Source organism: Saccharomonospora glauca K62, assembly GCF_000243395.2.
GTDB lineage: Bacteria > Actinomycetota > Actinomycetes > Mycobacteriales > Pseudonocardiaceae > Saccharomonospora > Saccharomonospora glauca.
In genome coordinates this window covers 743,633-766,110 of the sequence record NZ_CM001484.1, presented here as the reverse complement: position 1 = coordinate 766,110, position 22,478 = coordinate 743,633, and the positions used below count along the sequence as shown (strand labels likewise).

24 protein-coding genes and 1 other RNA gene are annotated in these 22,478 nt (G+C 70.7%); 4 read left to right on the top strand and 21 right to left on the bottom strand.

Translation table 11 applies throughout. From position 1 onward, the window contains the following. Positions 1 to 2: 2 nt before the first annotated feature. The 12 genes from SACGLDRAFT_RS03720 to SACGLDRAFT_RS03665 form a co-directional block, all read right to left on the bottom strand. Complete coding sequence (locus SACGLDRAFT_RS03720; protein WP_005461868.1) at positions 3 to 779, bottom strand: helical backbone metal receptor; 777 nt, start codon at positions 777 to 779, stop codon at positions 3 to 5. Further along, a complete protein-coding gene (locus SACGLDRAFT_RS03715) occupies positions 776 to 1,180 on the bottom strand; it encodes a DUF4326 domain-containing protein (RefSeq protein WP_005461867.1) in 405 nt (134 codons plus the stop codon). The genes SACGLDRAFT_RS03720 and SACGLDRAFT_RS03715 overlap by 4 nt, the downstream gene beginning before the upstream one ends. Beyond that, entirely contained in the window at positions 1,167 to 2,585 is a 1,419-nt protein-coding gene (locus tag SACGLDRAFT_RS03710) for an RNB domain-containing ribonuclease (protein ID WP_005461866.1), read from the bottom strand. Before SACGLDRAFT_RS03710 ends, SACGLDRAFT_RS03715 begins: the two co-directional genes overlap by 14 nt. 47 nt (positions 2,586 to 2,632) lie before the next feature. Further along, a complete protein-coding gene (locus SACGLDRAFT_RS03705; protein WP_005461864.1) occupies positions 2,633 to 2,854 on the bottom strand; it encodes a hypothetical protein in 222 nt (73 codons plus the stop codon). A gap of 23 nt (positions 2,855 to 2,877) precedes the next feature. Next, positions 2,878 to 3,765 carry a hypothetical protein gene (locus tag SACGLDRAFT_RS03700; protein WP_005461863.1) on the bottom strand — a complete coding sequence of 296 codons (888 nt, stop codon included), beginning with the start codon at positions 3,763 to 3,765 and terminating at the stop codon, positions 2,878 to 2,880. 9 nt (positions 3,766 to 3,774) lie between these two features. Further along, positions 3,775 to 4,764, bottom strand: a complete 990-nt coding sequence (locus SACGLDRAFT_RS03695; protein WP_005461862.1) for a C40 family peptidase — start codon at positions 4,762 to 4,764, stop codon at positions 3,775 to 3,777. A 12-nt stretch (positions 4,765 to 4,776) separates the two neighbouring features. Beyond that, positions 4,777 to 5,391: a hypothetical protein gene (locus SACGLDRAFT_RS03690; protein ID WP_005461861.1), complete on the bottom strand. Its 615-nt coding sequence runs from the start codon at positions 5,389 to 5,391 to the stop codon at positions 4,777 to 4,779. A gap of 12 nt (positions 5,392 to 5,403) precedes the next feature. After that, positions 5,404 to 7,449, bottom strand: a complete 2,046-nt coding sequence (locus tag SACGLDRAFT_RS03685) for a hypothetical protein (RefSeq protein ID WP_005461860.1) — start codon at positions 7,447 to 7,449, stop codon at positions 5,404 to 5,406. Continuing rightward, the gene (locus tag SACGLDRAFT_RS03680) at positions 7,446 to 10,361 is read right to left on the bottom strand and encodes an ATP-binding protein (RefSeq protein WP_005461859.1); all 2,916 of its coding nucleotides are present in this window, start codon (positions 10,359 to 10,361) and stop codon (positions 7,446 to 7,448) included. Before SACGLDRAFT_RS03680 ends, SACGLDRAFT_RS03685 begins: the two co-directional genes overlap by 4 nt. 3 nt (positions 10,362 to 10,364) lie before the next feature. After that, a complete protein-coding gene (locus tag SACGLDRAFT_RS03675; RefSeq protein WP_005461858.1) occupies positions 10,365 to 10,841 on the bottom strand; it encodes a hypothetical protein in 477 nt (158 codons plus the stop codon). A gap of 15 nt (positions 10,842 to 10,856) precedes the next feature. Next, complete coding sequence (locus SACGLDRAFT_RS03670) at positions 10,857 to 11,120, bottom strand: hypothetical protein (RefSeq protein ID WP_005453869.1); 264 nt, start codon at positions 11,118 to 11,120, stop codon at positions 10,857 to 10,859. Between the two features lie 555 nt (positions 11,121 to 11,675). Then, the gene (locus SACGLDRAFT_RS03665) at positions 11,676 to 12,539 is read right to left on the bottom strand and encodes an SCO6745 family protein (protein WP_005461857.1); all 864 of its coding nucleotides are present in this window, start codon (positions 12,537 to 12,539) and stop codon (positions 11,676 to 11,678) included. Positions 12,540 to 12,673: 134 nt separating this feature from the next. Here SACGLDRAFT_RS03665 and SACGLDRAFT_RS03660 point away from each other — a divergent pair, with 134 nt between their 5' ends. Continuing rightward, positions 12,674 to 13,387 carry a methyltransferase gene (locus SACGLDRAFT_RS03660; RefSeq protein ID WP_040918493.1) on the top strand — a complete coding sequence of 238 codons (714 nt, stop codon included), beginning with the start codon at positions 12,674 to 12,676 and terminating at the stop codon, positions 13,385 to 13,387. 28 nt (positions 13,388 to 13,415) lie between these two features. Here SACGLDRAFT_RS03660 and rnpB read toward each other — a convergent pair. From rnpB to SACGLDRAFT_RS03650, 3 genes are all read right to left on the bottom strand, one after another. Then, positions 13,416 to 13,813, bottom strand: an RNA gene (gene rnpB, locus SACGLDRAFT_RS21635) — RNase P RNA component class A. Positions 13,814 to 13,842: 29 nt separating this feature from the next. Next, a complete protein-coding gene (locus SACGLDRAFT_RS03655; protein WP_005461854.1) occupies positions 13,843 to 15,006 on the bottom strand; it encodes a bifunctional RNase H/acid phosphatase in 1,164 nt (387 codons plus the stop codon). Then, the gene (locus SACGLDRAFT_RS03650; protein WP_005461853.1) at positions 15,003 to 15,740 is read right to left on the bottom strand and encodes a zinc ribbon domain-containing protein; all 738 of its coding nucleotides are present in this window, start codon (positions 15,738 to 15,740) and stop codon (positions 15,003 to 15,005) included. Before SACGLDRAFT_RS03650 ends, SACGLDRAFT_RS03655 begins: the two co-directional genes overlap by 4 nt. A gap of 165 nt (positions 15,741 to 15,905) precedes the next feature. On the opposite strand from SACGLDRAFT_RS03650, the gene SACGLDRAFT_RS03645 reads away from it, so the two are divergent. Then, positions 15,906 to 16,574, top strand: a complete 669-nt coding sequence (locus SACGLDRAFT_RS03645) for an IclR family transcriptional regulator (RefSeq protein WP_005461852.1) — start codon at positions 15,906 to 15,908, stop codon at positions 16,572 to 16,574. 54 nt (positions 16,575 to 16,628) lie between these two features. Here the strand turns inward: SACGLDRAFT_RS03645 and SACGLDRAFT_RS03640 are convergent, their stop codons facing one another. The 6 genes from SACGLDRAFT_RS03640 to SACGLDRAFT_RS03615 form a co-directional block, all read right to left on the bottom strand. Beyond that, positions 16,629 to 17,186, bottom strand: coding sequence for a MarR family winged helix-turn-helix transcriptional regulator (locus tag SACGLDRAFT_RS03640; protein WP_005461851.1), 558 nt, complete (start codon positions 17,184 to 17,186; stop codon positions 16,629 to 16,631). 65 nt (positions 17,187 to 17,251) lie between these two features. After that, positions 17,252 to 18,061 (bottom strand): Nif3-like dinuclear metal center hexameric protein, encoded by an 810-nt coding sequence (locus SACGLDRAFT_RS03635; RefSeq protein WP_005461850.1) that lies wholly within the window; start codon positions 18,059 to 18,061, stop codon positions 17,252 to 17,254. 22 nt (positions 18,062 to 18,083) lie between these two features. After that, positions 18,084 to 18,653, bottom strand: a complete 570-nt coding sequence (locus SACGLDRAFT_RS03630; protein ID WP_005461849.1) for a GTP-binding protein — start codon at positions 18,651 to 18,653, stop codon at positions 18,084 to 18,086. A 40-nt stretch (positions 18,654 to 18,693) separates the two neighbouring features. Then, a complete protein-coding gene (locus SACGLDRAFT_RS03625; protein ID WP_005461848.1) occupies positions 18,694 to 19,056 on the bottom strand; it encodes a DUF742 domain-containing protein in 363 nt (120 codons plus the stop codon). Further along, positions 19,053 to 19,472: a roadblock/LC7 domain-containing protein gene (locus SACGLDRAFT_RS03620; RefSeq protein ID WP_005461847.1), complete on the bottom strand. Its 420-nt coding sequence runs from the start codon at positions 19,470 to 19,472 to the stop codon at positions 19,053 to 19,055. Before SACGLDRAFT_RS03620 ends, SACGLDRAFT_RS03625 begins: the two co-directional genes overlap by 4 nt. An 18-nt stretch (positions 19,473 to 19,490) precedes the next feature. Further along, entirely contained in the window at positions 19,491 to 20,765 is a 1,275-nt protein-coding gene (locus SACGLDRAFT_RS03615) for an ATP-binding protein (RefSeq protein WP_005461845.1), read from the bottom strand. Positions 20,766 to 21,057: 292 nt separating this feature from the next. Here SACGLDRAFT_RS03615 and SACGLDRAFT_RS03610 point away from each other — a divergent pair, with 292 nt between their 5' ends. Both SACGLDRAFT_RS03610 and SACGLDRAFT_RS03605 read left to right on the top strand, forming a co-directional pair. After that, a complete protein-coding gene (locus SACGLDRAFT_RS03610; protein ID WP_005461843.1) occupies positions 21,058 to 21,561 on the top strand; it encodes a low molecular weight protein-tyrosine-phosphatase in 504 nt (167 codons plus the stop codon). Next, positions 21,543 to 22,424, top strand: a complete 882-nt coding sequence (locus tag SACGLDRAFT_RS03605) for a fructosamine kinase family protein (protein WP_005461841.1) — start codon at positions 21,543 to 21,545, stop codon at positions 22,422 to 22,424. Before SACGLDRAFT_RS03610 ends, SACGLDRAFT_RS03605 begins: the two co-directional genes overlap by 19 nt. The last annotated feature ends 54 nt before the right edge of the window (positions 22,425 to 22,478 follow it).

Below are 22,478 nucleotides of genomic sequence, written 5' to 3'. Positions count from 1 at the left end.
CCTTACCGGGTCCGGACGTCCGCGAGCGCGGCCTCCAGCTCCGCCCTGGCGTCGGCCAGCGACGGGCCGTACCACGTGAGCCGCCGCCCCGAGACCAGCGTGTAGGGCACTCCGGGAAAGTGGTCGGGGCCGTCGTCGTCGGTGAAGACGTACGGCTCGTCGGGCAGGACCAGCAGGTCGGCCTCGCCGTCGGCGAACCGCGCCCGCAGTTCCTCCACGCGGGGCCGCGGGTACCGATCGGCGTGCTCGGCGTAGACGTTGTGGACCCCGAGCCGACGCAGCACGTCACCGCCGAACGTGTCCCGTCCCAGGACCACCCACGGTTTGCGCCACACCGGCACCACGGCCCGGACCCGTACGGGGGCCGGGTCCCGCCACGCGGCCTCGGCCTCGGTCAGCCACGCGGGGGTCGCCATGTCGAACACTCGCGTGAACAACGTGCGCAGTGACTCCAGGGCCATGGTCACGGTCGCGGGCGCGGCCGTGACCCACACCGCGACGCCCGCCTCGCGCAGGCGGCGCACGTCCTCGGGACGGTTCTCCTCGGCGTTGCCCAGCACCAGGTCGGGAGCGCAGTCCAGCACCGCGTCGATCTTCGGGTACTTCGAACCGCCGACCCTCGGCACGTCCAACCCAACGGGGTACGTGCAGTAGTCGGTGGCGCCCACCAGCACTCCCGGCACGGTCTCGGCCACCGCCTCCGTCAGGGACGGCACCAGCGACACCACCCGGCTCGGGGGCCCGGAGAGCGCGACATCGGCGCCCAGCTCGTCCTTCATTCCGTGTACTCCACCAAAACGTCGGCATGGCACGGCTCGGGGGCACACCAGCACCCCAGCGCCCGCCCGTTCAGCTCGCCGTCCCGCAGCCGACGCAGCAGCTCGGGCTGCTCACGCAGGTAGTCCCGATAGTGCCGGACCATCATGACGCGGTCCTGCTTCGCCTCCTTCACGAAGGGGTTGGCGAAGTCGGACTCGGGCCAGGAGTGCCGGTTCCCGGCGTGCCCGACGTAGGTGATGAGGTCCTCCGCCACCAACCACGGCACGAGATGCCGGTGCGGCCCCGACTTGCGGACGTTCACCACGACGCTGTGTCCGGCCAGGACCCGCTCCCGCAGTGCCCGCTCTTCATCGGTCCACCCCTTCGTCAGCTCGTCCTCGCCTCGTTCACGCCTGCTCAAAACACACCCTCCGACCGACGACATCGACCTCGGTGAGACGCACGGCGATCTCGCTGCCCTCCGGGGCCGTCACTCCGGAGCAGCGAGCCAGCAGCGGCGGGTTCTGGACGAACACCTCGGCCGCTCCCGCGGCGTCGAACCGCAACACCACCCCGTCGAACGTCGTCCCCACCCGCTCGGCGAGCACCCACGCCCCGACCTGGTCGAGGCAGGCGCGCTCGACTCGGGACGCCCGCGAGTCGGACCATCCCATCAGCCGCGGCAGCTCGGGCAGCGACCGACGCACCCACTCCGGGACGCGGCGTCCCTCGGCCACCGCGAGGCACACCTCGGTGGCGAAGCGGTCCACCAACCGCCGGATGGGCGCGGTGACATGCGCGTACGGTCCGCCGATACCCGCGTGACCGACCGATTCGGGGACCTCGCCGTCGAAGGCGGTGTAGCCCGCGCCGCGCAACAGCCGCACCGTCCCGGCGTGCAACGCCAGCGACGCGGGGTCGGCGGGATCGAGCTCGGCCAGCACCTCCGAGACGCTCGCCGAGTCCGGCCACGACACGCCGAGCGCGTGAGCGGACCGCCGCAGCCAGTCCACGGCGTCGGGCGGAGCCTCGGGCACCGTCCGGAGCACGCCGATCCCCGCCTCGATCATCAACTCCGCCGCCACCATGCCGGTGAGCAGCGAGAGCTCGGCGTTCCACTCCTCCACCTCGTGTCTCGGCCGACGCACCAGTGCCCAACCACCCTCGGGCTCGGCCCGGATGCGTTGCTCGGGCACCTGCGGCTCCACCGCGCCTCGCCGAGCGGCGTGTTCCCGCCGCAGCCTGCCCAGCTCCGGCAAGGCTGCGATGGACGGGTGCGGTGTTCCGGCCCGCAACGCCTCGGCCACCGAGTCGTGGTCGAGGCGTTCCACCGATCGCACCCAGGCCCGGCGTACCCGGACCGTGGACGGTTCGCCGTCGGAGTCGATGTCGAGCGTCCACAGCACGGCGGGGCGTACCACGCCGGGCAACAGGCTCGCGGCCTGCTCGGCCAGCATCGGAGGATGCAGCCCCACGTTGCCGTCCGGCAGGTACAGCGTCTGACCTCGGCGCCGGGCCTCGGCGTCCAGCGCGCCGCGGGGAGCGACGAACGCGGCGACGTCGGCGATCGCGTAGTGCACGCGGAACCGACCACCGGGGCGCCGGGTCAACAACACCGCCTGGTCCAGATCCTTGGCGCCGGGCGGATCGATGGTCACGAACGGCAGGCCGGTGGCGTCCTCACGAGAGCCGGGACACGGTACGAGATCACCGGCGGCGGCTTCGGCCTCGGCCAGCACCTCGGGCGGGAACGACTCCGGCAGAGCGAACTCGGCGCGCAGCGAGGCGAAGTCGCCGGCGCCCTGGCCGTGCGCTACCAGAGCCACTCTTCGACACTAACCCGGCTGCCCGTGGTGTCGCTGCCCGTGCCGGGTCAGCGCTCGTCAACGTCCTCGCCCTCCCACTCGGCGTCCTCGCGGTCGGCACGCTTCGTGCGTTCCTTGGCGATCTCCAACGCACGCCTCGCGGTGGCCTCGTCGGGATACGGCCCCATGAGGTCGATGGCTCGGGACAGCTCGCCGTGCTCGACCTCGCCTGTCCGTGTGTTGTACCACCAGCCTGTCGGCGGGTTCGGGTCCTTGCGTCTGGCTGCCATACCGCCAGCCTGGCACGGACGGCTCAGCGACGGTAGCGGTAAGGGATCTCCGTTGGCTCCCCGGTCGGGCCGAATTCCGGCATCGGGTTCTCCGGGGCCGCCGTCGTGTCGGGTTCGGCCGCCGAGACCTCGGGGGTCTCGGCCGTGGCGCTCGCGGGCTCCGAACCACCGGACCAGCCGGGTTCCCGCGACTCCGGAGCCGGCGGTGAGGCCGGAGCCGGTGGTGACGCCGGAGGTGGAGGGGACGCCGGAGGTGGAGGGGACGACAGGGACGGGGCGGTGGGAGGCGGCGGCAGCGGAGGCGCCGCCGAACCACGGGGAGTCGTGGTGCGCCACACCGGTTGCGGGCCGATGTTCATGGGCACGGCGCCCGGCTTGGCCGCTCCGCTCCCCGAGTCGGAGGCGGTGTCCCCCGATTTACGCACGATCGGGTCGAGGCACGGTACGAGCGCGATGGTGTTCTCCGGGTCCTCCACCCGCCGCCCGGTGCGGTCGCGGTAGACCAGCTCGCCGTCGGAGTCGAGTTCCACCAGGTAGCCCGCTCCCGCGAGCTGTTCCTCGTCGAGGTCGACCAGGCGCTCGGGACGCGACGGGACCACGCGGTACGTCGGCCAGGACAGGTCCCTGTGCGTCTCGTGGAACTGGGCGAGCAGCGCGGCCATCTGCTGTTGCCACGGCAGCGGCATGTCCTCGGCGAGCGAGCGCGGCAGCACCACGTAGTTCTCCGTGACGCCGGGGGCCTCCGCGGAGAGCTGATCGGCCAGGGGCGTGCTCGACCTGGGAGTCCGACCCGACCGCGTCGGCTGGTTCGCCGCCCGTGCTCGCGCGGGTTCCCCGAACGCGGCGTCGAACGCCTGAGGCACCACGACCGGACTTTTCGCTTTCCTGCGCCTACCCCACTGCTTGGCCACGACTTCTCCTCACACACCGGGCCGCACGGCCTGCGGCACGAGACCGGGCTCGTCGAACGAGAAATCCCGCGTGTGCACGGGAACGCCGGACTGCTGCGCCTCCACGATCTTTCCCCCGCCCAGGTACATGGCAACGTGGTGGATGGTCGCCGGGTCCGACGAGTCGTACGCCCAGAACACCAGATCGCCCGGCTGTGCCTCCTCCACCGGCAACATCGCCCCCGCCCGGTACTGGTCGCGAGACACCCTGGGCAGCGTGATCCCGGCCGCCTCGTAGGCGGTCTGCATCAGCCCCGAGCAGTCGTACGCGTCCGGGCCCTCCGCACCCCACACGTACGGCTTGCCCTGCTCCCCCAGCGCGAATTCGATGGCCTCGGCCGCCTGCTCGTTGGGCGGCAGCGCGGCTCCCATGCCCGGACCGCAGCCCGTGGCGTCGGACACCTCGCCGAGGGTTTCCACGAGGTGCACGGCCATCGGCTCCCACCGGTGGTAGCGAGTGGGGAACGCCGAACGTTCCACCGCCTGTGCCGCGTCACCCGGCCGCATGGTCTCCCAGCCGGGAACACTCTCCAGCACGTCGTAGAACTTGTTCACCGCGTACGTGGGATCGGTGATCTGCTCGGGCGAACCCCATCCCATGGACGGCCTCATCTGGAAGATGCCGAGCGAGTCCCGGTCACCGTAGTCGAGGTTGCGCAGCCCCGACTCGGTCATTCCGGCCTGGATCGCGATCTGCCAGGCTCGCGGGGAGAGCTCCCGTTCCTTGCCGATCGTGATGATGAGCGAGACCGTGTTCAGTTGCTCGTCGGTCAGGTTCGCGGCGTCGTTCGCCCCTCGGTTCTGCTGTCCGGGCTGGGTGGGGCCGAGCGCCGCGTTGCAGCTCAACGGGGCGGCGTGGACCTGTTGCCGTTGGCTGTCGATCACCATCGCCGCACCGGCGGCCACGAGCACGGTGGTGGTCGCGGCGGCGACGAACCCGAACAACAGTCCGACTCGCACGACGTCCCCCTCTCACCCGTCGGCTTCGGTGTAGTCGGTCACCCGCCACCCGTCGTCGGTCTCGATCACGGTGACGAGCAACGTCGGCCCGTCGGTGGTGACCTCGGCCGTCACCGAACGCGGGTAGGACTCGCGCACCTCGGGCTCGCCGACCACCTTCGTGGCGTCCACATTGGCCGGGTCCACGGTACGAAGCTGCGGCAGGAACTCCTCCGTGGTGTACGGGCGCAGGCCCTCCAGCCACGTGTCCTGGTCACCGTCCTCCGGAACCGACGCCCACGCGGCGACCCACTCCTTCACCACCTCCAGCGCCTCGGGAGCGGGTTCGGCCGTGGTGGGAGTGACGAGTGGTTCGGACAACCGGGTCGGGAGCGTCTCGCGGTCGAGCGTCGGCTCCGCGCTCCCCTCCGTCGCGGGAGCCACGTTGTCCGATGTGGCCTGAGGGGCGTTCGGCGAGGCGGCCCCCGCGCCACCGTCTCTCACCAATCTCGGGACGAGCAGCCCCGCGGCGATCACCAGCGCGACCACCAGGATAACGGTGCCCACCAGGTGGGTCGGCGAACGCATCGGCCAGCCCCACAGGCGGCGGTACACCGCCGCCCGGCCCCGGTTGGTGCGAATCGGCATCTCCCGCGCCTCCTATCGGACCACGCGGTCGGTGTCACGAACGTCGTCACGGACCTCGAGACCGCGCGACGGCCGGTAGAGCACGAACACGGGTTTGCCCGCCACCAATTCGTGCTCCACGCGCCGAGGCTGCGGCACGGGCGCCGGGGTCGGGTACCGCGTCGGCGGGGAGGTCGACGGCGCCGCCGTCACGGGATCGGCGCTCACCGACAACCGCGAGGGCACCACCACGGGCTCCACGTCGTCCAGCCGATCCCAACCGGGGTCGCTCACCGGCACGGTGTCGACCCTGCGACTCACACCCGAGCCCGTCGCCACCGAGTCCCGGCCGCCCAGGTAGTCGCCGGGCGACCGGCTCGGAGCGTAACGACCGAACGCGTCCGCGGAGTCGCTCTCCCCCGCCGGGAGTGCCGCCCGCGGGCCGGGCGACCACAACGTGGCCGGGTGTGCCCCGGCGCCCGCCCGCGTGTCGAGGCGTTCGGCCGTGGCGATGATCGTCGCTTCGGGACGGTTGCGGCCACCCGAGAGCACGCCTCCGGTGCCCCGCGTGTTGGCACCGCCCTCGGCGGCGTCCTTCTCCGCCACGGTCTTCCAGAACTCGTCCTGGGGGCTGGGCGTGTCGCCACCTCGGCGGAACCGGGAGAAGAGGCCCCCGCGCGGGGTCGGGACCGCCGCGCCGACCATGCCCACGGACATCTCCACCATCTGCCACAACCGCTTGCCGGGCTTGCCGACCATGAACAGCAGCACGGTGATCAACCCCGCGACCGCCATCTGCGTGAGCATCGACAGCCCGGTCGCGTTGAAGATGGCCTGCAGCAGCAACGCCTGCACACCCGCGAGTACCGACAGCACCAACAGGTTGAACGCGACCGTGCCGAGGACCCGCCCCACTCGGCGCAGGATGTCGTGGTGCAGGATGGCGACGAGACCGATGAGCGGTGCCGTGAGTGTGAACAACCGCACCAGGATCTGCGCCAACAGCACGGCCGCCTTGGCGAACAACTGGAACAGCGCGTAACACAGGCTCTGCAGCAACGCGAGGAAGCCCACGCCCGTACGGCTGCCGTCCTCACCGGTGAAGTAACCGGTCGCCGGGCCGAGCTGGTTCGCGATCGTCTGGTACGCGGCCTTCTTCTCCTCGATCAACTCCTCGTCGGCGTCGTCGCCGTTGCGCATCTCCTCCCAGGTGAACGCCTGCGCGTCCAGCAGGTCCCTGCCGTGTTCCTCGGCCTGCGGCGAGTCGGGCGCACCGAACTCGCCCCGCAACCAGTTCTTGTAGACCACCTCGGTGTGCAGGTCGGTGGGCAGGATGTGCCGCACCACGCGGTCCTCGGTCTCGTCGACGAACCCGGCCTGGATGTTGGTGGTGGTCTGCACGATGGCGTGGTCGATGTCGTCGTAGTAGCGCAGCAACGCCATCGACGACGCGGCCAGCCACACCCCGCCGAGCGCGAACAGGGCGCGTTTGCTCACCGTGGACAGATCGCCCCGCCAGATGTTGCGGAACAGCAGCACCGCCAGCAGCAACGCGAAGAGCCCGAACAACTGGGTGTAGACGTTGTCGTAGACGGCCTTCGCGCCCTCCGACACGGCGTTGTAGATGGGGTTGAGCAGCCCGCCTTCCAACACCGTGTAGTGCAGCGAGTTGGTGGCACCGACGATGTTCTTGGCGATGTTGAACAGCTGGTTGCCCGCCCACGTGTCGATGGTGGACTCGGGCGAGCCGAGGCCGAGCGCGCCGCTGTCGCAGTCGTAGACGTGCCACACCATGCCGGCGTAGCTGTACTCGAGATAGGCGCTGCCCGCCTCGCCCTTCACGCCCGGCGGGTCGATGGCACCCACCATGCCAGCGCCGGGGCGCTCGGGATTCGGTACCTCACACCCGCTCTGCGCCGAGGCGGGTGCGGTGATCGTCAGTTGGAGCCCCAGGACCGCCACGACCATCGCCAGTGCGGGGCCTCGGCGCCGTACCGGGAGGCCACGACGGCGCGCCCGCACGGTCCGCCACACCCACGCACAGCAGGCCACGGCCACCAACGTCATGATCGTGTTCATGCCGCATCCCTGCCGGTGCCGCCCTTGCCGGCTCCCGCGTGCTCCTTGTCCTCCGAGCGCGCCTCCCCGGCCCCGCTCTCGGAAGCCTCGTCGGCCTCGGCCGCGCCCGCCAGCACGTCCTCCTCGGTGAGACCGACCTCCAGCTCCGCCGCGCGTTCGAATTCCTCGTCCAGTTCCGGTTCCGGTGGCTCGGGCACGCGGGGGGCCTCCTCACGCTGCTCGTCCTCACCCTTGTCCGCCTCACCGGAGGGCTGCGGTCGGCGCACGGAGCTCGCCGTCGCCCCCGGCGTGGTGTCGAGTGCCGCCCTCAGGTGATCGAGGTGCGGACCCGAGAAGTCCACCCTGATGCGTTCGACCCCACCGGCACCGTCGGCGAAGATGAACTGCCGCGGCTCGGTGTCACGTTCGACCTCGCTGCGGGAACCCGGCCTACGGCCCAGCGCGGCGATCACCTGCTCGTAGCCCACTCCCACGGGCACCTTGAGCAGTCGCAACGCGTCGGCCTGGGCCTCCTCGTCGTCGAGCCGTCCCACGAACACCGAGTCGAGCAACGCCACGAAGCCTTGGATCTTCAAAAAGTCCGCGGGGATCTGCGACGACAGCAGCACCCGCACGTTCCACTTCCGCGAGTCACGCGCGAAGCGGTTCATGAGCACCCGGCCGGTGGGCACCTCGGACAGGAAGAACGCCTCGTCGATCCAGACGCCCTTGCGTTCCTCCTTCGGCTTCTCGTACACCGAGCGCTGCGTGAGCCACGCCGCGAGGTTGAGCATCTCGACGCCGAGCGCCTCGGCATCGGTCCAGTGCTCCCTGCCCACGCCTTCCTTCGGCAGCGTCAGCCCGGCCATCGTGAGGACGGTGAGCCGGTCGTCGCGGATGTCGGAGTACGGGTCGGCGTCGGCCTCCGGAATCAGCAGCGACATGCGTTCGCGCAGCTCGTCGAGGAAGTCGGCCACCACGACGGCGTGCTCGTAGTGCTCGCTCGAATCCCGCCGCAGCGCGTCGATCACCTGACCGGGGTCGGCGTCGTAGCGTCCGCCCACCCGGCGCACGGCACGCAGCAGCACGATCCGCGTCTGCGGCATCCGCGCCACCTCGTACGGCAGCACGCCCGTGAGCACGTCCAGCACCAACCGTCGTCGGGTCGCCCCCGCGAGCGCGCGTTCGCGCCGCCACGCCCGCTCGGGGTCCTCCTCGTCCATGAAGTGTTCGAGCTGCGGCTCGGCCACGACGCGGTACGGGTTGAGGATGCCGGGCTGGGCGTTGAGCAGGTTGATCGGCCGCGCGTACGGCCGGATCTCCGGGAGCTCGCACAGCGCCGACAGCGGACCGGACGGGTCGAGGACCGTCCAGTGGGCCCCCGCCCGCAGCGTCTTGTAGACGATGCCGCCGCCGAGGAACGACTTGCCGCCCCCGAGACCGGCCACCATCGCCGTCAGACCGGAGCCGTCCCGGACCTCCTGCGCCATCCACGGGTCCCACGCCACGGGCCTGCGGGTGGCCGTGCAGGTCTCCCCGAGCAGGATGCCGCGCCGGTCACCCACCTCGGCCGTCGCGGTGGGCACGGCCGACGCGGCCCACACCACGGAGCCCCGCCGCAGGTACGCACCGGACGACAACGGCTCGCCCGGAATGAACTCCCGCGCCAGGGCGTACTGTGCCTCCGGGTGCTCGATCGCGATCTTGGGCTTGTAGAGGTCGAGCAACTGCTGCGCGAGCCGCAGCGCGTCCCGCTCCGTGGGGCCGGACACCGCGAGCCGCCACCACGACCGCACGCGCGTGGCCAACGCCGTGAACCCGGAGGTCATCTCGTCGTCGATCTCCAACACCCGAGACGCCTGCCGGGCCAACGACTGCGGGGGCTCCAGGTCGTGCTCATCGGTGTAGTGCTTGACCTGGGAGCGCACCTTGTTCATCTGGCGTTGCAGCTCGCCCGCGACCTCCTCGGGCCTGCGCACGTAGATGCGGGCCGACCACTCCACCGCCGACGGCAGCCGGTCGGCGTGCTGCACCCACGGGTCGTCGACCTCGGGGATCTGCAGCCCGTGCATCTGGCCCACGGTGAGGACGGCGACGTGCCGCGTGACCCCGGCGTTGGAGCCGGTGCGGCCCCGCACCGTGACGGTGGGCGCGTACGGCTCGCAGTGGAAGTCCGCCGCGTCTGTGAAACTCGCGAGGTCCTCCGGTTCCCATGCCGCTCCCGGCACGGCGGGCAGGTTCCTCGGCGCGGGCAGTCCCAGCGAGCACGACCGGTGCATCAGCCAGGACATCTCCTCGGCCTCCACCGGGCGCCCTTCCAGACCGGGCGCGCCGATGACCTGGTCGAGGTGCTCGACCTCGGAGTCCAGCGCGACCAGCTCGGCGTCCACGGCCTCGGGCAGGATCTTGCGCAGCAGCGGCGCGGCACGTTCCACCGCGCGGTCGACCACCCGACGGGTCTGGACCTGGACCCCCAGGTAGACCTCCTTCTCCGCCATCGACCGCCCCATCAGCTGCTGCTGCTCGCCGACCAGGTAGTCGTCGAACGACAGCGCGCCCGGCACGTCGGCGGGACGGTCGTGGGCGTTGTGGACGTGCGCCTCGGCCCACATCCTGATGGGATACGGCCGGGTGGTGACACGAAGATGCAGCCAGCGTCCCTGGAGCTCCGCGTACTGACCGGCGATCGCGGCGATCAGGTCTCGTCGCTGCGAATCCGACCGGAACGACCAGCGTTGGGGGGCGAGCCGGTACCAGGCGTACACCTCGTGCCGGGTGCGAAGCAGGTGCCCGTCGATCGAACGAGCGGCGATCGACGGCGTGTAGGTGGGGATGTCCTGCTCGCCGGGCAGTCGTCTGCCCCGACGGCCCTTTCCGGGCCTCTGCGTTGCTGCCGGGTACTGGGCTTTCCGGCTACTGCCGCGACCGAACAACGACTACCTCCCGACCGCCGCCGGGCGACGGCGCGCTCGTCCTGGGCTGTCTGGCGGATACGGGGTGGGCGGCGGTGCCGCACCACGCCGGGCCCCGCGTCTACGCTTGGCCCGTGGTCTCGGTCGCTCGCGATTCACCCGGATCTTGCTCGCGCTCGCGGCGCCGCCCGTCGGGGTCCGGCGCTCACGGGGCGCGTGGAGTTCGCGCCACCACATCGTGAACACCGCGCCCAACGGGCGCTCGTGACTGATCTTCGAGGTGATGATGCGCGTGAGGGCGATGGTGATGACCAATGCCCACGCGGTGGAGAAGAAGTCGAAGCCGATGCCGATCTGTCGCTCGACACTGAGCACGATGAGGAACACCGGGATCCCCACGCCCCATGCGACATAACGAGCCCGCCACGGGAAGGTGGCCTTCGGCGGACCGAGCCAGACGGCGTCGACGCGGTAGATCTCGTCGTCAGTTCGAATGCGCACCGCGCGTGCCCTACATCAGCTCGTGAACAGACTGGCCAACCACTGGCCGACGTCGACACCCAGTCCGCTGACCGCGAGGCCGACGATCGCCAGAGCGATGACCACACCCGCCAGCCTTCGCATCACGCCCGCGTTGTCGCCCTTGCCGCCGCCGAGCCACAGCAGCAGCAGCGCGACGGCGAGCAGCACGAGCGGGATGATGTTGTCCAGGATCCAGCCCTGGACGTTGTCCGTGTCGAGCTCGGCCTGCGCGAGTGTCGCAAGCGTCATCGTGGTCATCGCATGCTCCCGAGTGCCCGGGGTGTGTGGCGTGGCGCACGGTTATGCGCAACACCGGTTATCCGGCACGTGCCGTGTTCACTCAACATCATGGCGTGATGACCGGTGGGGGTCAAAGGTCGACTTCCGTACCGTGACCCGTCCACTCGGCCTCCCTGCGGGATCTCACACACCGGGACGTGCACGTCCTTCGACAGCCGGCTCCCAACGACGTGGTTCACGCTCGGCCTGTTCGGGTGTCCCGCCACGGGCCAGCGCTCGCTCGTACGCATGACGCCCCCTCACAGTGTGTGCCAGAAATCCCTCGGTCGGTGACCGCTAAGACAGTGAATCATGTCCGGGGGGGAGCGAGGCACGGAGACCGGATATGGTCCCGACCTCTACCGGTTCGTGGGACGGACACCGCCCGGACGTGGGAGAAGGGGAAGCGGCACCGCAACCCCGACCCCTTCCGGTCACGGACCGTGATCCCCCTTCGGGCCGACGCATCCCGCGCCCCGACATCGGCGTCGGCACGGACCCGACGTCGAGTGGGGCGGCTCGACGCGCCCGCGGTCACCCCCGCCCGAACAACTCCCGTGGGATGCCCCCGCCCTTCAACACCCTCCGCGTGAAGGGCTTGGCCAGCTCGGCGATGCGGCTCGCCCCGTCCTCACCGATCCGCCGGTACGGTGCGGAGGCGAGCTCGTCGGTGCGTTCCTCCAGCCGGGTACGCAGAGCCTCCCCTTCCGGAGTGAGGGCACCGTCGGCGTCGAGGAGTCCCCGCTCGCGCAGCTCGCGTTCCGCGTTCTCCCACTCCTCGTCGCTCCACCCGCGCATCGACTTGGCGACCTCGGCGCGGAAACCCTTTCCGGTGGCGGTGTGGGTGACGATGGCCTCCAGCCCGGACAGGCCCTCCGTGACCAGGGCGGCGATGTGCCCGTCTCCCCGGTACTCCCGCAGCAGGCTCACCCCGTGCCACAGCACCCCCACGGGATTGTCGGGCCACGGGAGATCGGCGTGGGCGGCGAACAAGGGCCGCCCCTCGGGAGTGGTCGCCTCCGCGGCCCGTCGTACGAGCTCGGCGAGTTCGGCCAGCTCCGGGGCGTCGGCCGCGTCGCCGAGGAGCCGACGCAAAGCGGTCTCGGCCCCCGCGAACCGTAGTTTCAGCACCTCGTCGGGCTCCACGAGCTCCCACGCCCTCGGGATGCACCGCGCCACGAGCCGGGGGTTGAAGTTGTAGAACGTCGCGCTCACCACGCCCGCGCCCACGGGGCCCAGCGGCGCGGCCCGGCCGGCGAAGTAGGCCATGCGACCGGCTTCCAGACCCGCGTCGACGAACGCCTTCTCCACCTCGGGCGCGAAGTACACGAAGGAGTGCAGGGGCTCCAGGACCTTGTGACAACGCTGGGCGAGTTCGGAGGCGACGGCGCGATCCATGCGATCACCCTAGTGCGCGCCCCACCGCCACGGGAAGACTCACCGTGGTCCGTACCGACGACCTCACCATGCCGCGGGGAGAACCTTCCCTAAATCGGATGACCCGCCGGGCCCGCCGACGTTACGGTCCCGCCATGACCGAGGAGCCCGAACTTCCCACCTATAGTCCGCGCATGCCGCCCGAGCGGATCGAGCGCATTCGTCGTTGGCACGAACGGGCCTACCGCGGTGACTCCGAGCGGGAGGAGCAGCGGGTCACGTACTTCGGCCGCAGCATCGTGGTGCCGCCCGACGTCCAACCGCTCACGCCGGTGTCGGAGTTGTTGGGAGGCGCTGTCCTCGACGAGGTCCGCGCGGGGGACCGCGTGCTCGACATGGGCACCGGCAGCGGTGTGAACGCCGTCCTCGCCGCGGCAAAGGCCGAGACGGTGCTGGCCGTGGACATCAACCCGAAGGCCCTGGAGGCCGCGCGGGACAACGCGCGGCGCAACGGCGTCGCCGATCGGATCGAGGTCCGGCACAGCGACGTCTTCAGCCATGTCGAGGGTCGGTTCGACCTCATCGTGTTCGATCCGCCGTTTCGGTGGTTCCGACCTCGCACGCTGTTCGAGACCGCCATAACCGACGAGAACTACGAAGCCATGACCCGGTTCTTCGCCGGAGTCCGCGATCACCTGACCGAGGACGGCCGCATGCTGGTCTTCTTCGGCACCTCGGGCGATCTGGACTACCTGACGTTCTTGTCCGAGAAGGCGGGCTTCGACCGCACCGTCGTGGCCGAACGGAGCCTGACCAAGGACGGCTGGCAGGTCGACTACGTGACCTTCCGGATGACACCGCGCCGGTGACCCGGAAACCGTCGAGCCGGGCGGGAGGTGGACGAGTTGGCATGTAAGCCGGATTCTGTCCACGCCCGCCTCGCGGCGGACGATGGGCGACCATCCATCTGGGCCTGCCGTCGCCGACAGGCTCTAGCGGCCTACCCGCAGGCATCGGACGGGCCGCCCTCGAACGCCTGCGCAGAAGCCCGAGGGCTTCCTCTTGGCCTTGCTCCGGGTGGGGTTTACCGAGCCGCCCCGGTCACCCGAGGCGCTGGTGGTCTCTTACACCACCGTTTCACCCTTACCCGGCCGCTGTCGGCCGGGCGGTCTGTTTTCTGTGGCACTGTCCCGCGGGTCACCCCGGGTTGCCGTTAGCAACCACCCTGCCCTGTGGAGTCCGGACTTTCCTCGACCGAAGGCATCGCCTTCGACCGCGGCCGCCCTGCCAACTCGTCCACGAGAAGAAGGGTACTCCCCGGCCCCTACCCGAGGTGGCAGGTGTCGTTGACCAACCGCACCGACGTGTTGCCGTCCGGATAGTGATCGACGACGGACAACGACGCCAGGTCGAGGTGGAGGCGGTAGAACAGCGAGGGGCCGACGTCGAGCGCGGCGCGGAGCAACGACTTGATCGGCGTGACGTGGCTGACGATCACCACCGTGGTGCCGCCGTAGCGGGCCAGCACGTCGGCGCACGCCTTGCGTACCCTGCGGTACACCTCCTCGAAGCTCTCGCCCCCCGGCGGGCGCACGGCGGGGTTGCGCAGCCACCGGCGGTGCAGCTCGGGGTCCCGTTCCGCGGCCTCGCCGAACGTGAGGCCCTCCCATTCGCCGAAGTCGGTCTCCCGCAGGTCGCGATGGGTCTCCACGCGTGTCCCGAGGGCGTCGGCGACCTTCTGCGCCGTCTGGGTGGCCCGAAGGAGCGGTGACGACACCACGTGCACCACCTCACCGAGGTCCTCCATCGCGGCGATGCGTTTGGCGGCCGCTTCGGCCTGCCTCGTGCCGAGCTCGGTGAGGCGGACGTCCCCGGCCCCCGAATAGCGTCGGTCCACGGACATCGGCGTCTGGCCGTGGCGCAGCAGGAGCAGGCGGGTGGGCGCGCCACGAGCGCCCGTCCAGCTCGACGGCGACCGCTGCTCGGCGGGTTCCCGGCGGGCCTCCTCCTTCGCTCCCGCGGCCGGGGTCTCCTTCGGCTCGGCGGCCGGAGCGTCGGCGCGGGCCACCGAGCGCCCCTCGGCCTGGGCGTCCATGGCCTCGTTGGCCAGCCGGTCCGCGTGCGCGTTCCGCTCCCTCGGCACCCAGGTGTAGGTGACCCGGTCGAAGCGCCGCGCGAGTTCCCGCACCCGCAGCGCCAGCGGTTGCAGCATCGCGTTCTTGATCTTCCAGCGGCCGTTCATCTGCTCCACGACGAGCTTCGAATCCAGCCGCGCCTCCACTGTGGACGCACCGAGTTCCGCCGCGGCCTCGAGACCCGCGATCAGTCCGTTGTACTCGGCGACGTTGTTGGTGGTGACGCCGAGCCCGGCCTGCCGTTCGGCGAGCACGTCCCCGGTGTCGGGGTCCCGCACCACCGCTCCGTATCCCGCCGGCCCCGGATTGCCCCGCGACCCACCGTCCGCCTCGACGACGACCCCGGAGATCACAGGCCCGACTCCGGGGTGCGCACCAGGATCGCGCCGCAGTTCTCGCACTGCACGACCTCGTCGTCGGCCGCCGCCTTGATCTCGGCGATGGCGCTGCGGTCGAGCTCGAGCTGACAGGCGCCGCACCGGCGGGCCTGCAACAGTGCCGCCCCGATGCCCTTGTGGGCACGCACCCGCTCGTACAGGGCGACGAGGGCCTCCGGAAGTGTCGGCACCAGGTTCTCGCGGTCGGCCTCTCGGCGGGCCTGCGTGGTGTCGAGGTCGGCGAGAGCCTCGTCACGCCGCTTCCGCGCGTCGGCGAGTTCCCGCTCGGCCTTGTCCACCTCGGCCGCGGTGCGCTGGACGTCGGCGTCGACCGCCTCCTTGCGCTCCATGAGTTCGAGCTGGTCGTCCTCCAGCACCGACTGCCTGCGCGCGAGCGTCTCCAGCTCGTGTTCCAGGTCGGCAAGCTGCTTCGCGGACACCGAACCGGACTCCATGAGCTTGCGGTCCCGTTCGGCCCGCGCCCGCACCGACTCGATCTCGCGCTCTTGCTTGCTCACCTCTCGTTCGAGGTCGGAGGCGGCCGTCTGCACGGCCACCAGCGCGTCACGCCGCTCCCGCAGACGCTTCTCCACGTCCTCGATCTCGGCCAGCTCGGGCAGCGTGCGGCGGCGATGAGCGAGGCGGGTCAGCTCGGCGTCGACCTTCGCCAGGTCGAGCAACTGACGCTGCACGGCGGGTTCTGCCTTCACTGCTGCACTCCGTTCGTCTCAGGTGCGGATTCGCCCGGCGGACTCGCACCGCCCACCCCTGCGATCCTCCCACAGGGCGACGGTGAGGCCGGGGGACGCGCCACGAGAGGCCGGGCCTGTCATGGTTATGCGATCATCGAGCCGACGTACACGACGAGGAACCGGATGAGCACCCTGCAGACCCTCGACCGTGGCCTGCGCGCGCTGGACATCATCTCGCGGAGCCCGGAAGGTATCTCCGTGGCCGAGCTGGCCGCCGAACTGGGCGTGCACCGGGCCATCTGCTATCGGATCGTGGCCACGCTGGAGTCACACTCGCTGGTGACCCGCACGGAGTCGGGTCGGCTGCGGCTCGGGGTGGGTGCCGCCGTGCTCCTGTCCCGCTTCGAACCCCAGTTCCTGCACGGCGCCCGACCGGTGCTGGCGGAACTCGCCGACCGGACCCGCGCCACGGCGTTCGTCGCGGGGGCCGAGGGCGACGAGTGCGTGGTGCTGATGGTGGCCGAGCCGACCGACACGGTGCTGCGGGTGGGCTACCGCGTGGGCAGCAGGCATCCGCTCGACCGAGGGGCCTCCGGCATCGCCATCCTCGCGCTGCGTCCTCCCAGTCCCCACGACTCCGAGGCGGTACGGCAGGCCCGCCGCGACGGTTACAGCATCACGAGCGGCCAGCTCGAACGCGGCGCCGTGGGAGTGTCGGCGGGTATCCGCGCCTCCGGTCACCCGCTGGAACGCAGTGTCGGCGTCGTCGCCACCGAGGGACTGGACACCGAGAAGGCCGCCGAGGCCGTGCTCGACGCGGCACGACGTCTCGCCCGGCTCGTCACCACCTGACCCCCGGCGTCCACACGGGAGCGTCCCCGGACTTCGGGGGCCACCCGTGGGGCCTCAGTTGCGGCCCCGGACGTCGAACTGGTTCCGATTGGTGATCAGCTTGTTGAGCAGCATGATCAGGATGCGCTGCTCCGTCTCGGTCAGCACGCTGGCCCACTCGTGTTCGCGTTCGTTGTGGACACGGAAGACCCGCACCATCTCGGTGTGTCCCTGTTCGGTGAGGGACAGCCGCACCGATCGGCCGTCGCGTTCGTCGGGGCTGCGGTCGAGCAGCCCGTCCGCCACCAGGGGCTTCACCAGGTTCGACACGGCCGCCCTGCTCATCCCCGTCAGCACGGCGGCCCGTTTCGGCTCCAACGGCCCCGCCAGCCACGTGACGAACAGCAGCCGGAACGCCGACCACGACAGCCCGTGCGGGCGGTGCACCGCCGCCTCCAGGTCGTAGGTGACGATGTTGGAGGCCCGGTTGAGCGTCAGCAGCACCTCGGTGGCCAACTGGTGCCGGAAGCCGTACTCGGTGGCGAGCCGTTCGTTGGCGAGTTCGACGAACGACCAGAAGTCGAGTTCGCCCTCGGGTGCCCCACCCGCCTTACGGCCCCGGCCATCGGTCATGCCCACACTGTAGAGGCCCCGTGACCTCGGGGAATCACCGAATCCCGATTCGGTACAGGGTCTGACTAGTTTCCGGCGCGCAGGGTCCACGGGTCCGTGCACAGCGTCGAGACCCGGACCTCGACGCCGCGAACCCGCCGGATCACTTCGGCGGCCTGCTCGCACCACGGCCACTCGCTGGCCCAGTGGGTCAGCCCGACGAGGGCGGGACCGCCCTGTTCGAGGTGCTCACCGGCGGGATGGTGACGGAGGTCGGCCGTGACGTAGACGTCCACCCCGGCCTCCGCGGCCGCGGCGAGGTAACTGTCGCCCGCCCCACCGGAGACCGCGACGGTCCGCACGAGCCGGTCGGGATCCCCGGCCCCCAACACGCCGGGTCGGGTCGCCGGCAGCGCCTCACCGGCACGGCGCACGAACTCCGCGAACGGCATCGCCTCCGGCAACTCGCCGATCCGCCCGATGCCAGTGGGACCCGAGCCGTCCCCGTGGGGTGCGAGCGGTCGCGTCACCCGCAGCCCGAGGCGTTCGGCGAGGGCATCCGACACCCCCGGCACCGCCGAGTCGGCGTTGGTGTGGGCGCAGAACAACGCCACGTGCGAGCGCACCATGCGATGCACGAGCCGTCCCTTGGCCGTGTCGGTGCCCACGCCGTGCACACCCCGCAGCAGCAACGGGTGATGCGCCACGATCAACTGCGCACCCCACTCGACGGCCTCCTCCACGGTCGCCGTCACGGGGTCCACGCACACCAGCACCCGCTCCACCGGTTCGCCGGGATCACCGCACACCAGTCCCACGGCGTCCCACGACTCGGCGAGCTCGCGAGGGTAGGCCGCATCGAGCGCGGCGATCACGTCGGACACTGTCGAAGCCATGCCGTGATCCTCCCAGACGCGCTCAGCACCCCACGGCGCGCGCCTTGGACATGGTGTACAGGTGGTGGACCAGCGTGATCAGGACGTGCTTGGCCGACTCCCGCCTGCGCGCGTCGCACTCCACGATCGGCACCTCGTCGCCGACGGCCAGCGCCTCGCGCAGCTCGCCGAGGTCGTGTCGGGTGCCCGGAAAGTTGTTGCGGGCCACGACGAACGGCATGCCGTACTGCTCCAGGCGGTCGATGGCGTACCAGGAGTCCTCGACGCGGCGGGTGTCCACGAGCACGACGGCGCCCAGGGTTCCGGCGAACAGGCGGTCCCACAGGTACCAGAACCGCCGCTGCCCCGGCGCGCCGAACAGGTACAGCACCACCTCGTCGGTGAGTGAGACCCGCCCGAAGTCGAACGCCACCGTGGTGCGCAGTTTCTCGGTCAGCCCGGCGGTGCTGTCGATCCCCCGGCCCGCCTCGGTCATCGTCTCCTCGGTGGACAGGGGTCTGATCTCGCTGACCGAGCGCACCAGCGTGGTCTTGCCGACCCCGAAGCCGCCGACGACGACGATCTTCACGCCGTCCGCCGCGGTGCTGCGCAAGGGGGTACGGCCCCCGCTTCGGGGATATGACACTTCGGGTTCAGAGATTGCGGAGTCCGACAAGGACCTTCTCCAGGAACGCGGGGTCGGGGAGTTGATCGGCGGCTCGGGGAGCGCTGGGATGACGCGCCGTCACGGCTCCCGTGGCCAGGAGGTCGGTGAGCAGGATCTTCACCACGCTGACCGGTAGGCCCAGTTCGGCGGCCACCTCGACCACTGCCGTGGGGCTGGAGCACAGCAGCAGGATGTGGGCGTGCTCCGACTGCATGCCGGGCTCGGGCTCGCACTCGCTCACGATGAGCGTGACGAGGTCGAGGTCGGTGTCGTCGGCCCGGCTCCGACCGGAGGTGATCGTGTAGAGCCGGTCGGGCCGGTCCTGAGCCACGTCGGTGTCCGCGGTCATGCCGGCTGGGAAGTACGACGACGGTACCGGGGCGGCGCGGTGAGGAACGCACCAATCTGTTCCACGAGCTCGTTCATCTTGTGCCCCACCAGGCCGACGTCGGCGTTCTCCTTCGCCACCATCGCCAGGTGCGCGCCCTCACCGGCCTCCACCACGAACAGCAGCCCTCCGTGGAACTCGGTCATCGACTGCCGCACTCCTCCCGAGCCATCGCCGAACTCGGCCGACGCGCTGTGCGCCAGGGCCTGCACCCCGGCGGCGATCGCGGCCAGCTGGTCGGCCTGGTCGACGTCGAGATTCCGGGTATGGCACAGCTTCAGCCCGTCCCGCGAGAGCACCAGAGCGTGGCGCGCTCCCGGTGTCTGGTCCAACAAGCTCTGCAAGAACCATTCGAGACTCTGGTCGGTGGTGCTCATGGGTGCTCAATCAATCCCTCAGTCGGCTGTGGTCGGGGGCGTGTTCGGCCTAACCGCGGCCCGGAACGCGCTGAACCGGGCGCCCGCGTCGGTGCGCGGCTTGGTCGTCTCGGCACGGTGGCGCGTTCTCGGCGGCGGGGACGCCGTGAGCGTCTGACCGCGGCGGCGCTTGGGTAGTCGAGCGGCGGCCCGCGAACTCACCTGGGGCCCTCGCTCCTCCACCGGGCGGCGGTTGCGCAGCGTGGGCACGTCCTCGGGGCACGGATCGGTGATCAGGGTGGCCGGGATCCGCACCACCACGCTGACCCCGCCCCTCGGGGAACGCCGGAACCGCACCCGCAGTTGGTGCTTGCGCGCCAGTCGGCCGACGACCGCCAACCCCAGGCGGGTTCCGGAGAGGGTGACGAGGTCCGGCGGCTCCGTCGTCGACACGGCCCGCTCGGCGCGTTCGAGCGCGTGCGGCTTCATGCCGAGCCCGGCGTCCTCCACGATCACCACGACACCGGACGTCAGCTGCTCGACGTGCACGTGCACGTCCTCGGACGGCTTGGAGAACTTCGCCGCGTTGTCCATCAGCTCGGCGAGCAGGTGCATGACGTCCTCGGCCGCGTAGCCGACGACGGCCGCCGTGCACGTCGAGTGCAGCCGCACCCGCTGATAGGCGCTGATCCGGCCCATCGCCCCACGCAGGACGCTCTCCATGACGATGGGCTTGGTCCAGCGCCGGCCCGTGCGCGCCCCGGTCAGCACCGCGATGCTGTCGGCGAGCCTGCTCGCCTGGGACGTGCAGTGGTCGAGCTTGAGCAGGTCCCCCAGCACGTCCTCGCCGTGCCGGTACTCCATCTCCCGAAGATCGGCCAGCATGCTGGTGGTCATGGCCTGGACGCGGCCCGCCGCGTTGGCGCACGCCGCCATGGTGGCCTCGCGCTGCCGCTCGCTCACCTCGATTTCCTTGGTGAACAATTGCACAATGCGGCCGGATATCTCGTTCGCGTGATCCGGAATTTCAGCCTTTACGGTGTCAATGGACGCCCCTTCACGTAATCGGCGAGCAATCGTCGGAAGGATTTCGTCAACCAGTTGAGTGAGTTCACTCTCCACCGATTCGGCGTGGCGGTGCACTTCCTGTAGTTGCGCACAGTGCACTGCCGCCACGAACGTTGCCGCACACAGCAACGCCAACGCCACACATCCCACGAGAAGTATCGGAAGTCGTTGTGACGCAACGGTTTCTAGGGAAGCCCACACCCAGAGAACGCCGGTCACGAAGACCGACGCCGCCAGCGCGAGCAAAGCCCGACCGTTCGGCGAGTCCGGAGTGAAGGCACGGAGCGCATGCGACGGGGAAATGGGAGCCCCCCAAGTGTGCTAGGTGTCTTGGCGTTCATTGACAAGAAGTCAGCGACGGGAGATCACAATTTCCCGAATGCCGACGAGACCGGCAGCTTAGTCGAGCCGTTCACCGTCTGCCACCGGACGCACTCCGTTCGATACCCACATTCCCCCGGCCCGGCTTTTTCGATCTCGTTTTCGATCTTTTCGACCCACCGGACGGGACGACCGCGAGGACGGGGACACTGGATCCATGGCCGATCACAGCACCGGCTCCCCTCGTGCGGGAGCGAGCTCGCCGATCAGCGTCGTGTTCGTCTGCTCCGGCAACATCTGCCGGTCACCGATGGCCGAGATCGTGTTCCGACACCGCCTCGTCGAGCACGGGCTCGCCGACGCCGTGACCGTTCGAAGCGCCGGGACGGGCGGCTGGCACGTCGGTGAACCGGCCGATCCCCGCGCCAGGGCGACCCTGCAGGCCCACGGCTACCCGGTCGACCACGTCGCGCGCCGGGTCGGCCCCGAACACCTGGACGCCGACCTGCTGCTGGCCGCGGACAAGAGCCACCTGCGCGACCTGCGCGACATGGTGGACGACCCCGACCGGGTGCGACTGCTCCGAAGCTTCGACCCCACCGCCCCCGCCGACGCCGAGGTCCCCGACCCGTACTACGGCGGCGACGAGGGGTTCGAGGAGGTGCTGGGCATGATCGAACGCGCCGTGGACGGTCTCGTCGAATGGGTACGCGACCGGTGACCGGCCCCCGACGAGCAGCCGAACGGCACACCGGCGTACGGGCCACCGGCGACCGGCCCCTCTCGGGTGGCTCCGCCGTCGTGAGCCTGGAGGACGGCCGGACCGTCGTCGTCAAGCGCGGCTCCGGGCCCGACTCCACGGTGGCGGAGGCCGCCGGGTTGCGGTGGCTCGGCGAATCGGGTGACGTGCCGGTTCCCGAGGTACACGGCGTGGACGACGACTGGCTGGTCGTCGACTACGTCCCCGAGGGCAGGCCGGAGGTGGGCGCCGCCGAGGCATTCGGACGCGCGCTCGCCGCCCTGCACGCGCGCTCGGCTCCCGCCTTCGGAGCCGCTCCGCCCGGCGGCCCCACCGAGGCCTGGATCGGGCTCGCCCGCATGCGCAACGAGCCGCACGAGGACTGGCCCACCTTCTACGCCCGGTACCGGGTGGAGCCGTACGTCCGGCAGGCGGTGGACCAAGGCCTGTTCTCCCCGGCCCAGGCGGCGGTGTTCGACACCGTGTGTGCCCGCCTTCCGGAGTTGGCCGGTCCCCCGGAACCGCCCGCCCGCCTGCACGGTGACGCCTGGAGCGGCAACGTCCACTGGGCCTCCGACGGGCGGGTGTGGTTGATCGACCCGGCCGCGCACGGCGGGCACCGGGAGACCGACCTGGCCATGCTCCGGTTGTTCGGAGCGCCTCTGCTCGACCACATCCTGGGCGCGTATCGCGAGGCGGCCCGTGACCTCGGGCGTCCCCTCTCCCCCGGCCACGAACGGCGGGTGCCGCTGCATCAGCTCTTCCCGCTGCTGGTGCACACCGTGCTGTTCGGGGGTGGTTACGCGGCGCAAGCACTGGCCGCCGCCCGCGCCGCGCTGGCCTGACCCCGCCGCCCCCCCCTGCCGAAACGCGGCACCGGGGCCCGCATACCGTGGGGA